This window comes from Oceanispirochaeta crateris, from assembly GCF_008329965.1.
GTDB classification, from domain to species: Bacteria; Spirochaetota; Spirochaetia; order DSM-2461; family DSM-2461; genus Oceanispirochaeta; species Oceanispirochaeta crateris.
On sequence record NZ_CP036150.1, the window covers coordinates 2,475,418 to 2,487,111 of the forward strand.

Annotated in this window: 10 protein-coding genes; 1 reads left to right on the plus strand and 9 read right to left on the minus strand. The window is 43.6% G+C overall.

Annotation, left to right across the window (positions count from 1 at the left end; genetic code table 11):
• Positions 1-82 precede the first annotated feature (82 nt).
• Both dnaK and grpE read right to left on the minus strand, forming a co-directional pair.
• Complete coding sequence (gene dnaK, locus EXM22_RS11205) at positions 83-2,011, minus strand: molecular chaperone DnaK (protein WP_149486605.1); 1,929 nt, start codon at positions 2,009-2,011, stop codon at positions 83-85.
• Positions 2,012-2,157: 146 nt separating this feature from the next.
• Positions 2,158-2,805: a nucleotide exchange factor GrpE gene (gene grpE, locus EXM22_RS11210; RefSeq protein ID WP_246157010.1), complete on the minus strand. Its 648-nt coding sequence runs from the start codon at positions 2,803-2,805 to the stop codon at positions 2,158-2,160.
• A gap of 236 nt (positions 2,806-3,041) precedes the next feature.
• Here grpE and EXM22_RS11215 point away from each other — a divergent pair, with 236 nt between their 5' ends.
• A complete protein-coding gene (locus EXM22_RS11215) occupies positions 3,042-3,374 on the plus strand; it encodes a hypothetical protein (RefSeq protein WP_149486606.1) in 333 nt (110 codons plus the stop codon).
• A 34-nt stretch (positions 3,375-3,408) separates the two neighbouring features.
• Here EXM22_RS11215 and EXM22_RS11220 read toward each other — a convergent pair whose 3' ends face one another.
• The 7 genes from EXM22_RS11220 to EXM22_RS11250 all read right to left on the minus strand — a co-directional run bounded on the left by EXM22_RS11220 (position 3,409) and on the right by EXM22_RS11250 (position 11,683).
• Positions 3,409-4,212 carry a helix-turn-helix domain-containing protein gene (locus EXM22_RS11220; RefSeq protein ID WP_149486607.1) on the minus strand — a complete coding sequence of 268 codons (804 nt, stop codon included), beginning with the start codon at positions 4,210-4,212 and terminating at the stop codon, positions 3,409-3,411.
• A 2-nt stretch (positions 4,213-4,214) separates the two neighbouring features.
• A complete protein-coding gene (locus EXM22_RS11225) occupies positions 4,215-7,577 on the minus strand; it encodes a SpiroCoCo family coiled-coil protein (protein ID WP_149486608.1) in 3,363 nt (1,120 codons plus the stop codon).
• A gap of 3 nt (positions 7,578-7,580) precedes the next feature.
• Positions 7,581-8,246, minus strand: coding sequence for an HAD family hydrolase (locus EXM22_RS11230; protein WP_149486609.1), 666 nt, complete (start codon positions 8,244-8,246; stop codon positions 7,581-7,583).
• A 99-nt stretch (positions 8,247-8,345) separates the two neighbouring features.
• On the minus strand, positions 8,346-9,281 hold the full coding sequence (locus EXM22_RS11235; RefSeq protein WP_149486610.1) for an energy transducer TonB family protein: 936 nt from the start codon (positions 9,279-9,281) through the stop codon (positions 8,346-8,348).
• Positions 9,281-9,697: an ExbD/TolR family protein gene (locus EXM22_RS11240; protein ID WP_149486611.1), complete on the minus strand. Its 417-nt coding sequence runs from the start codon at positions 9,695-9,697 to the stop codon at positions 9,281-9,283. The genes EXM22_RS11235 and EXM22_RS11240 overlap by 1 nt, the downstream gene beginning before the upstream one ends.
• Entirely contained in the window at positions 9,694-10,326 is a 633-nt protein-coding gene (locus EXM22_RS11245) for a MotA/TolQ/ExbB proton channel family protein (RefSeq protein WP_149486612.1), read from the minus strand. Before EXM22_RS11245 ends, EXM22_RS11240 begins: the two co-directional genes overlap by 4 nt.
• Before the next feature lie 31 nt (positions 10,327-10,357).
• Complete coding sequence (locus tag EXM22_RS11250; RefSeq protein WP_149486613.1) at positions 10,358-11,683, minus strand: hypothetical protein; 1,326 nt, start codon at positions 11,681-11,683, stop codon at positions 10,358-10,360.
• Positions 11,684-11,694: the final 11 nt, after the last annotated feature.

Below are 11,694 nucleotides of genomic sequence, written 5' to 3' on the forward strand. Positions count from 1 at the left end.
CTTTCAAGATGACAACCCCCATATGACCAGGGTTGTGTTCTCATTGTTTTCCCGGAGGAATGAACCCTCCGGGAAAACAGATTTATTTATCTTCGTCTACGACTTCATAATCCGCATCTTCTGCGTCTGTTTCAGCCTTCTTGGGTTCAGAGGAATCTTCACCTGGAGCAGCGCCTCCCATATCGGGACCGGCAGCACCAGGGTCTCCACCCTGTGACTTGTACATTTCTTCGGCAAGTTTATAGGACGCTTGTTTCAGCTCTTCTACTTTAGCCTTGATATTCTCAATATTATCTGTTTTTATCACCTCTTTCAATGATTCCAAAGAAGCTTCGATCTTGGTTTTGTCTTCTGCCGAAACTTTATCACCAAAATCTTTCAGAGATTTCTCAGTAGAGTATATCAGATTATCAGCTTCGTTCATGACTTCAGCCTTCTCTTTGATGGCTTTATCCGCTTCTGCATTCAGTTCAGCATCTTTGACCATCTTGTCAATTTCAGCTTCGCTCAAGCCTGATGAAGACTCAATTCTGATTTTCTGTTCTTTTCCAGTTCCCAAATCCTTGGCGGAAACATGTACGATACCGTTTGCATCAATATCAAAGGTAACTTCAATCTGTGGAACACCTCTAGGTGCAGGTGGGATTCCTACAAGGTCAAACTTTCCAAGAGTTCTGTTGGCACTGGCCATTTCCCGCTCACCCTGAAGAACATGGATGGACACGGCGTTCTGGTTATCCGCAGCAGTAGAGAAAACCTGACTTTTCTTTGTCGGAATCGTAGTATTACGTTCGATCAGTTTGGTTGAGACACCACCCAAGGTTTCAATACCAAGGGACAATGGAGTTACATCCAAGAGGAGAATATCGTTTACATCTCCGCCGAGAACTCCACCTTGAATGGAAGCACCCATAGCAACGACTTCATCCGGGTTGACTCCCTTATGAGGTTCCTGCTGGAAGAGTTCTTTAACAATAGCCTGAACCGCAGGGATTCTTGTTGAACCACCAACCAGGATAACTTCATCAATATCAGATGCAGAATATCCAGCATCCTTGAGTGCTTTCTGACAGGGGATTTTAGTTCTTTGAACCAAATCGGATGTCATCTGTTCAAACTTAGCTCTGGTCAAATTATACTGCAGGTGCTTAGGTCCAGAGGCATCCGCCGTAATAAAAGGCAGGTTAATATCCGTAGCTTGAGAAGAGGAGAGTTCTTTCTTGGCTTTCTCTGCACCCTCTCTCAGTCTCTGAAGTGCCATCTTGTCATTAGATAAATCAACACCCTGATCAGATTTAAAACTGCTCACCAGCCATTCAATGATTTTCATATCAAAGTTATCACCACCGAGATGAGTATCTCCATTGGTAGAACGAACTTCAAATACACCTTCGGCCATGTCGAGAATGGAGATATCAAAGGTTCCTCCACCAAGGTCATAAACAGCAATTTTCTGTTCTTTGTTTTCTTTACCGAAACCATAAGACAGGGCAGCGGCTGTGGGCTCATTTACGATTCTCTTTACGTCAAGACCGGCAATACGACCGGCATCTTTAGTTGCCTGTCTCTGCGCATCATTGAAGTAGGCGGGAACTGTAACAACGGCTTCAGTCACGGCTTCACCAAGGTAGTCTTCTGCAGTCTTCTTCATTTTCTGGAGAATAGCGGCTGAGATCTCGGGAGGAGACTGGTGCTTGCCATTAACTTTGACCCTGACATCACCATTAGGGCCTTTTTCTACATGGTAAGGTATCATGTGAAGTTCTTCAGTCACCTCGTCATAATGCCGTCCCATAAATCTCTTAATTGAATAGATGGTGTTTTCAGGGTTAGTAACCATCTGGTTTTTGGCAGGCTGTCCTACCAGACGTTCATCTTTGTCCGTGAAAGCAACCATTGAAGGAGTGGTTCTCTGCCCTTCTTCATTCTGAATGACGACTGGTTCTCCTCCTTCCATGACAGCTACGCATGAGTTCGTCGTACCAAGGTCAATTCCTATAATTCGTCCCATAATATTTTCTCCTATTCCTTTACTTACTTGTGTTAGGGAGATATTCTTCGTTCAAGCCAAAGGATCTCCAGTATCATATCTTCATTTTCCGAATATGACTCTTTTGCATGACTGTTTTAAAGTCATAGTATCCGGATTTCTAATTTCTAATCTTCCGATTCTTCTTTCTTATCGGCCGCGGGAGCAACTGGCTTTCCCACCTTAACTTTAGCCGGTCTCAAAACTCTGTCATACAGTGTATATCCTGCCTGAAAATCTTCCAGCACAGTAGGAACTTGAATATCAGAAGATTCCTCCATCATCAATGCTTCATGAGCATTGGGATCATACTCCAATCCTTCGGTTTCCATTTTCTTCAAGGACCACTTGCTTTCCAGCATACCGGTAAACTGCTGCTCAATCATACTGATTCCTTCTTTGAAGGAGTTAAAATCCTGAGAATCTTTAGACGACTTGATGGCTCTATCAAAATTATCAATGACTTCTATCAGATCTTTAAGAAGTTCCTGGTTTCCGTATTTTACAGATTCAGCCTTTTCACGAGCCATCCTCTTTCTGAAATTCTCAAATTCGGCATGTTTGCGCAGGTACTGATCTTTTAGATCGCTATTCTCCTGAGTCAAAGCATTAACCGCTTCCAACAGGGTCTCTGTTTCACTGCGTTCTTCCGTTTCATTTTCTTCTACAGCATCCTTCTGATCAGAATCATCAGACTGGTCATCTGAGACCATATCTACAGAGTCAATCTCATCGATCTCTTTTCCCTGCAGATCTTCTTTCTCTTTCTTCGTCACTTCAACCTTCCAGAATCTTTATGAACTTTCACATTTGATGTCTCAAAAATAATAATAGATAGGAATCAAGGTCAAGAAAAACTGACAATAAATCGGAATAAAGCTCCAGTCCTCAATGGTTTCCTGAATTTCGTACCCCAAAAGGGAAAATAACGGATGTGAAAAGTATGTGTTTTTTTCCGGAGGTCTAAAAAAGTTTATTGTTTTTCTGAACCATACCTGTTAGGATTCAGCCAATGATAAGAAATGTATTTATAAATGGTACCATAAGCACTCTCTTCGTAATGGAAGAGGAATCAGGAGTTGAGTACACCCATCCTCTGGTTGAAGCTCTAAAGGAGCAGGCAGACAGGATTGAACTGCTTGAAAAGCAGAACAATGAACTCTTAAAACAGGAAAAAATCCTATTGAACCTTTTGGAAATGTCAGCCACCACAGGAGATATCATGGCCAGAAGCCTGAAGGTACTCCAGGACATGGAAGACAAGGATAACTCCCCTGTTCTCGAATCTAAAGTATCTCTCAATACAGAATCACCTTCACAAATAGAAGAAACTCTGGAAGACTGAGGCCCCTGGTCTCCATTGTAAAAGCACCCTTTTATCAACGGTAAGTCAAAAATGTGGGAACTGATTCTGTTAATACGACAGTACCTTTTTCCGAATTAACCCATCTCATATAAGGCATTCCAAAAAAATCTTCAAAAAGCCGATCAAGACCGTTTAAACCTGAAATCCCGTTGGCACGGGCTATTTTCTCCAAATCGGCGGGACCTGGTATTCTGTCTTCTTTTTCCAGAAAATCAAAAAACCTAATCATTCTGTTATGAAGCAACCAAGTTCTGATATCCATCTCCGTTTCTCTTTTAAAGTCCAGGGCCAGATCTTCAGGATTCCGATTCAAAGCCCTAGCCACTTCAGAAAGTGTCAGATCTGTCATGGTCAGGATCAATCTGCTCAACACAGAAACTGTCGCTAAACCGGTTCTGGGATAGGCCTTACGTCCTGTAAAAACAAAAATAAAAGTCTCCAGCAGCCCTCTGAGATCGGCCAGACTCATGGGTCTCACCGCTGGCTGTTCTGTATTGATCAATGAGGGATTTTTATCTTGGGAAAGGATAGAAACGGATGCCCCTTTCAAGATTTCAGACTTAAAAAGATGACCCAGTTGAGAATCGGGATATATAAAGAAGCAGATCTGCCAGTCATCTTCACCGCTGATAAAATGATCAAATCCTTGATCAACCAAACAGATCCTGACATCCTGCCACTCTCCTTTGAGCCTAATCCGATAGGGTTTATTAACACCGTAAATAAGCTGTAAAGACCTGTGATTTCTAACCTTCCCATCGTTGAGCGGTCCCACTTCCGCCAGGATGTCATGATAAATATACCCGTGACGGAACATGGCTAACTCCTGGGAGTGATTTCCAAAATTAATTCAACCTCACCCCGGCTGAGCTTGAGAGTTCTGGCAATATCTTCGGTCTTCCATCCTAGACGGGCGAGGCGAAGTACGGTTTCACGAGTGTCCATATCTGGAGAACCACCGGCTCTGGGAGCGCTTCCGTCACGCTCTGCCAGGCGCCCTAAAAGCTTCACTTGATCCTGAGCCTGCTTAACCACACCATCCATTCTGGTCTCCGTTCTGGCTATCCAATCACGGGCCTGATTGATCTTCTCGGCCTTCTCATCCAGATCGGCGAGGACCTGATCCAAAGAGGCTATCTTAGAATAGACAGAGTCTGCACTCTCCTTATTCTCAAGAAGAAAGGTGTTCCTTTGCTCAATATCTTTCAAACGTCCACTTAGAGGGTTCAACTCGTTTTTGAGCATATCAATACTCTTTTGCAGAGTCTCGACTGTGATTGCGTATTCATCCACCTGTTCTACAGTCTTATCCACCAGAATCGCTTTGCTTTCCATTCTGAGAAACCGGGAATCAAGGGCATGATGCTGATCTTCCAGTTCTTTCACCCGGCTTTGATACTGCTGCAGCATATCGTGGAGAGAACTGACCTGATCCAGTTTAAGATCAACCGATTTGGAAAGGCTGACCATGCTTCTGATTTTATCTTCCAGCTCTTCTACTTTCTGCTTCTCTTCCATAAAACGGTTTATCTGATCCAAGATACCCTGATACTGATCCTGAACCCTATCAAAACCGGCCTGATAATCTTTAAGTCGATCCATATTTGAATCCACTTTTTGAAGATCTCCTTTCAACTCCAGAATATTCCTGGAGAGAGTCTCTTTCAGGCGATCCGCTTTCTCAAAAATATGAGTCTGGGCAATAAAATCCTGCTGTTTCCGTTCGATTTCTTCCAGATTCGAAGTGAGATGACGGGTGTCTTCCTCTACCCTGGTCACAAGCTTTTTCTGGTAAGCATCCATTTTTTCCCGTGCGTCGCTGACACCCTGGCGCATCTCACGGATCTTCAATTCTGCATCATTTTGTGACTCTCTGAGCTTCTTCTGAAAATCCAGCATAAACAGATTGTAATCGCTGTTAAAACGCTCCAATGTCGATTCAGATTTATCCTTCAGATCAGTCTGAAGCTGATAAACCTTCTCACTCATGGCAGCCAGATCCTGTTTGAGATCCGCTCTTTCTTCATTGCTTGAGAGTATCAATTCTTCTTTTTGAGATTTAAAATCATCTCTAATTTCATTCAGATCGGAGGTGATACTGGTCTTAAAATCATCATATGACTCACGAATTTGTGCTTCATCATCTTTGATTTGCTGCAGTATTTTCTGTTGCCAACTGGTCACATCGGATTGAATGGTCTCAGACTGAATGGAGAATTCCCGCCGAGATTGATCCAGATCACTCATAAGAAGATTTAACTTCTGATTGATATCTTTTTCAGAAACTTCGACCCGTTCATTCAAACCCATGCTGAGCCGTTCCAACTCACGGACCATGAAGTCCATAGATTCATCACGCATGGTGGAGACTTTATTTTGAAGGTCTTCCCTATAGCTGATAATGAGGGAATTCCCTTCATCCACCCTTGAATCCAGAGACTCTCGAAAAGACACAACCTGAGTCTGAAATTTCTCAAACTGTTGAGAAACCCGGGTCTGAAGTTCCCCCAGACGCTTGTTCAGCTCTGCAGAACAGCTGCGTTCCATTTCCACCCTGTCCCGGTTCTGCTGATCCGCAAGATCTGTGATTTGCCTATCTAGATTCTCCTGCCAGTCTCTCAGGCTATTTTGGATGCTGTCATCCCGCTTCTTGAGGTCTGTAAAAAAGTCATCTTCGAAGACCTGAAGTTGAGCAGAAACATTATCATAGGCTCTGCTTTTCAGCTCATCCAGTCCTTGCTCCAGTTCATTCATAGCCATTCTGATCTTTTCTGCCCGTTCATCCGTATCCCGCTCTTCGTCTGAGCGGAGATTCTTCATCTTAAGATCAAAAGCAGAAAATTCACTCATGACCCTCTCAGAAACCTCATTCATACTCATGCGGAGGGAGGATTCCAGAGTATCCATATCGTTCATAAACTGTTCCAGTTTATTGAACCGTGGAAAGAATCCGCTTTCGTACTCTTTAAGTTTCTTTTCAATGGCCTTCAATGCCTCAATTTGGAGTGTCTCAGCTGTCTCTTCTATGCGTCCTGTGAATGTGTCGGTAAACTCCTGTAATTGGGCATCAACATTTGATTTATGGGCTCCCAATCGACTGTCCAGCCTCTCCAGTTCCTGCTCAACTTCATCTTTTTGCCTGACCATACCGGTACGGGTTGCAGAGAAGTCTTGCATCATGGATTCCAGCTCATCTTTCATGGCCTTCAAAGTACTCTGCTGCTCCCCTGTCGCAGCAGCTAAATGATCGTTAAAGCGAAGGATCTGTTCATCCGAACGGTTCTTCCAGAGAGTATGATTCTCGTCCAGACTTTCCATTCCATTATTCAATTCTTCAGACAGATTCTGGAAGCGGCGCTCTAAGCGCTGCATTTCATTATTCCAACCAGCAGAAAGAGATTCTGTATGTGATGACAGTAGTTCTTTTAGATGTAGAAAAGAATCAGACTCTAAGGCGACACCTTCGGAGGCGACTTTTTCCAACCGGGCCAGATAATTGTCTTCGACACTCGTCCATTGAGCAGTGAAGGCATCCAGTTTTTCCTTACCGATTCTATCCCGGCTTTCCAACAGCTCATCAACATGTCCCCGAAACTGGTCCAACTTCTCTCCCGAGGCTTCCAAATTATTCAGGAACTGTTTGTATACTGTTGACATTTCGCCATGAAAGGACTTTTGGAGCTCTTCCAGTGCCTGGGCATTTTCTTTTCTAAAGGACTCATGCAAAGAAGTCATTCCGGCTGTCAGGTCTTCTGTTTTTTCTAATAATTTATTCAGGCGGACACCAACGGAATCAACATATTCTGATTCTTTTTTGATACGGACAAGATTCTCATCCACATTCTTTGTCAAAGTATCCAGCTCTTCCAGCCGTCCTGAGACATCCCCCAAGCGGTCTTTATAACTCTCAAGTTCTTCCGATCTGTTTTGAGATTCTTCATTGGCCTGAAGGATACGCTTAAGAATTTCTCTATTCGTCTTTTCCTGGACCTCTATGTCAATGTTCAAATCATGGATCTCTGTCTTCTTGTCCTTAACAAGCTTATCCAGCTCATCCTTCACTTTATCAGCATACTTCCGGACTTTTTCCAGAGAACGATTGTTCTTATCAAACTGCCTATTTAGAAAGAGGACAAGAAAAACGATGGCAAGAACTATTATATCTCCAGTATTAAAAAGCATGGATTAATCCTCTCTCAAAAGGAATTCGATATTTTTGACAAAGCTCTTGAAGTTACGGATTGTAAGATCTGCTTCGGGAACATTTTTACCTTGCCACTGAACATAAACTGTTTTCATACCTGCAGCGGAGGCTCCTTTCACATCATACTCATAACTGTTGCCCACATAAAGGACTTCCTCCGGGCGGCATCCAAGTTTCTCTGCCAGAGTGTAAAAAGGGGCAGTATGGGGTTTTAAATAGCCTGTGTCTTCACTAGACATAGTCACGTCCCAATGCCCCTCCACTCTAAAGTAATTTAATTTATTTCCTACGGGAAAGTCGGAAAGTACCCCTAGGAGGAATCCCCTGGATTTCAATTCTTCCAGAGCCTTTTGAAGTCCCGAATACGGCCTTACCCGTTTGAATATATTTTCCCACTTTTTATAGATGATCTTTTCTACAATGGATGCCGCTTCTTCAGCGGTAACTCCCAGCCGTTTGGCCATCAATTCAGACTGAGTGACTCTGAAATCACTGATATTCTCGATTTCTCGTAAGTCTTTCCTGACTCTTGAGAAATTCATCACAAGAGAGAGGTGACTCAGGAGGAAAGGAAATGAAAAGAACTTCATTCTCCAGTTAGGGTACAGGGTACCGTCAATATCAAAGGCAACAGCTTTTACAGCCATATATTCGTCTTACCGTCCATTTTTAATCTGTTTCTACACTACAGGAATGACAGCGAATTGGCAAGCTGTTTCTATGGGAGGAAATAGTTCAATATCAGCTTATTGAAAACGGTATGTGAATCGTCCTTTGATTTCGCCATTGCTGGAATTCGAAAAAGTCGCGCTTCGAAACCCGGCAAGAACAGAATCATCAATCCTGGAGTCACCTGAGGATTTATCCACTTTTGACATGATGAGCTCTGCCGATCCGGAGATTGTAAAACTGATCACCACAGGATTTAAATTTCCACCGAATTTATAATCCGCATTGCTGGCATCGTACCCGGCTTCTTTTAGATAAGCCCAGATGGATTTAATATCATCAATGTTGGGAGTTTCTGTATAAACCCAGTCTCCATTGATATTCGTATAGTACTTCTGAATCAGTTCCTGTCTTGTCAAACCTATCTGAAAAGACTCTTTAGTCATACTTTCACTTCCATACAAGGAGGAGGAAATGATTTGAGGCAAAGGCATATACAGAGAGATATCCGTAGACAAAGACCGTCCGATGACACCCTCTTCCGCCTCAAACTGATATTCATAGGAGTTTCCCTCGTCCTCACCCGAAATAATGACAGCTTGGGGTTTCTGTGGAATAACAGGTGGAGTTGCGGGGGTGTTCACCACAGGTTCCGCAGGAATTGGAATGGGAGTGGGTGTTGGTTTCTCTACTATTTTTTCAGGTTGAACAGGAGGAAGAGTATTCTCAGAAGGCTCGGAGACCACAGTCTCCGGAACTGGTGGCAGTATATCCTCGGGAGTGACAACTTCTTCTGGCACCTCCTCCGGAACATCTTCCGGCATAAGGGGAAGATCTTCGCCCTCCGGTTCTCCAAGCTTTACAAGGATGGGACCGGAAAAATCACTGAGTTCTTCGATGAAGAAGTAATCGTAGAGAATAAAAGATCCCAACACGAGTAAGTGGAAGAGGATGGCAAAGAGAACACTGAGAAGTGTTCTCTTTTTCTGCTGCTTAACCTGATAAGGCGTCATCAAGCATCCTCAGCTTTCTCTCTGGTCACAAGATTAACACCCTCGAATCCCTGCCGACGCAAAATATCCAGGACCTGAATCATCATTTGATAGGGAATTTCACCATCACCATCAAACACAACTACAGGTTCCTCCATATGACTCTGCTCTATCACGGAGATCAGGGTCTCTTCCAAGGTCAGGATTGTACAGCTTTCCTTGTTGACATAAATCTCATCACTGGACAAGACAGTCAAGCGAAGTTCTGTAATTTCTACATTCTCCGAAGTAGACGATTCTGGAAGATCCAGAGTGATACCCGGTGCCGTATTGAACACACTTGAGATCATGAAAAAAATAACAAGCTGAAACACAACATCAATCAGAGGTGTGAGATCAACATTGATATGCGGCTTGAGACGACGCTCTAGTATCATAACTCGTCTCCTGTCCTCTCCTTCTTTTGTCCTTTGAGGAGCAGGATCATTTCATTGACCTGATTCTCCATCTGGATGAGAATATTCTCGACCTTCTTGACGAGATAGTTATAGAAGATAACAGCTGGAATAGAGACGATTAGACCGGCAGCTGTCGTCAGCAGAGCTTCAGAAATACCTCTTGCCAGAACAGAAGGATCTGCAAAAGAAGTGCCTCCTCCCAAAATTCCGAAGGCCTTGATGTTCCCAGTGACAGTCCCCAGCAACCCGAGAAGGGGGGATATATGAGCAATCGTTCCCAAAGGGGTCAAGAACCGTTCCAATTGGGGGATTTCCTGCCTTGCCGCATCCCGAAGCACCTCTTTCTGAACGACCTCAACCTGATCACGGTGTGCTATTCCAACCTTCATCAGCCCGGTCAGGGGTGAAACATTGCTATCACAGATGGAAAGAGCTTCGTCAAAATGATTCTTCTCAATGGCTCCTTTGATCCGAAGGAACAACTTATCTTCATCCACTTTAATCCGTTTGAAATACAACATCCTTTCGATGATTATTGCGGCTGCAAAAACAGACAACAGCATTATAATCCAAAGGATAACGCCACCTTTCTGAAATATATCCAGCATAATAGAACTCCTTAAATCAGTGTCAGAATACTCATTCTATAGAATCAGGCTTCCAGGGTGAAACAAAGCCTTTTGAAGCTTTTACCTTACTCAAATGCACAAAACTTTGAGGATACCTGTACTTGAGGTTGTCAAGAGAAGAGATATCACCTGTTTCAAGAACCTCAAGTTGAAAATCTCCATTTTCATCAAACCAGGGAAAAAACAGAGCAATATGATAATACTGCCAGAGAACAGGATCCTTACCATAAAGCGAATTAACAGCACCCAGGTAAAAATAACCCGGCTCCTTCACCGCCTGAAGATACAGCAGAGACTTCAATTTTTCAAGTTCATAGCCAATATTCTCTTTATACTCAAAAAAGGGAACATTGCGCAGATCCATATCTAGCAATCCTGCTTCCGGACTTCCAGGTTCAGATTCTCTTAAGAACCGTGCCAGATTCCGGCTCCAATCCAAACCGAAATAGGGATCACGATCCAGATGAGCCATGCTCCAGGGGTTATCCATCCGGCTCTCTGTTTCCGATGGAGCCTTCAGTGATTCAATATTCAGGGCAGACTCGGCACCCCGGCTTATAAGAATCCCATCGGCAACCCATTTGGCAAAACCGGAACAATTCACGGCTCCTGCCTGACCGGAAATCGGTTCCCCACTCTCTATCAAAACAAAACGACCAAGATGGTCTTGCGCCCCATCGTCCGATTCATATAGAAAATCCACATCTTCGCCAATACGGCGGGCAAGACTGGCAACCTGCTCCCATTCCGGATAGCTTGCATCTGTAAAGATCTCCTCCCATTGGATCATATCCTTTGTCAGATGCATAACTCGGGCAAATGAGCTGACAGATAAATCTTCAATAGAGACAGGCAGAACAATGCCATTGTATATAGTCACTCCGTAGAGAGACATTTCCAGGGAGGTTCTGCTCTCATCGAGGGGCATGAGGCGAATGAAGGACATTTCATCATTCTGGAGGAAGATCTTGATTTGCAGAAAGTCTCCTGATCTCAAATCTCTCTTAATAATATAGTTGCCCCTCCCCCAAACCGGGTATTTATAGCTCAACTCATTCTTAAAAAGCAGATAAAAAGAATCTTCAGACTTCCGCAACTCAAATTCTACAGCGACAGGAGACAGAACCTGAGAATGAATCTCTTTCTGCCTGGTCAATAGAGAATAAAAAGGTGCATTTATAGCATCAGCCATGGCTGAACGAACTTCAACGTTCTCATAGAAGGACGCAGCAGAGGCCAAGCGCTCCTCAAAGGGATAAGATGACTGAGAAAAAAGGCTCATTGCCGGATAACAAAAGGCAATAACAATGAAACATCCGACAGATTTAAAGTTCATTAACGACTCCC

Bases quoted from the DNA above. Each gene is read 5' to 3' on its own strand.
- EXM22_RS11245 (WP_149486612.1), bottom strand. From the start codon at position 10,326: ATGCTGGATATATTTCAGAAAGGTGGCGTTATCCTTTGGATTATAATG.
- EXM22_RS11220 (WP_149486607.1), bottom strand. From the start codon at position 4,212: ATGTTCCGTCACGGGTATATTTATCATGACATCCTGGCGGAAGTGGGA.
- dnaK (WP_149486605.1), bottom strand. From the start codon at position 2,011: ATGGGACGAATTATAGGAATTGACCTTGGTACGACGAACTCATGCGTA.
- EXM22_RS11225 (WP_149486608.1), bottom strand. From the start codon at position 7,577: ATGCTTTTTAATACTGGAGATATAATAGTTCTTGCCATCGTTTTTCTT.
- EXM22_RS11215 (WP_149486606.1), top strand. From the start codon at position 3,042: ATGATAAGAAATGTATTTATAAATGGTACCATAAGCACTCTCTTCGTA.
- EXM22_RS11230 (WP_149486609.1), bottom strand. From the start codon at position 8,246: ATGGCTGTAAAAGCTGTTGCCTTTGATATTGACGGTACCCTGTACCCT.
- EXM22_RS11235 (WP_149486610.1), bottom strand. From the start codon at position 9,281: ATGACGCCTTATCAGGTTAAGCAGCAGAAAAAGAGAACACTTCTCAGT.
- EXM22_RS11250 (WP_149486613.1), bottom strand. From the start codon at position 11,683: ATGAACTTTAAATCTGTCGGATGTTTCATTGTTATTGCCTTTTGTTAT.
- EXM22_RS11240 (WP_149486611.1), bottom strand. From the start codon at position 9,697: ATGATACTAGAGCGTCGTCTCAAGCCGCATATCAATGTTGATCTCACA.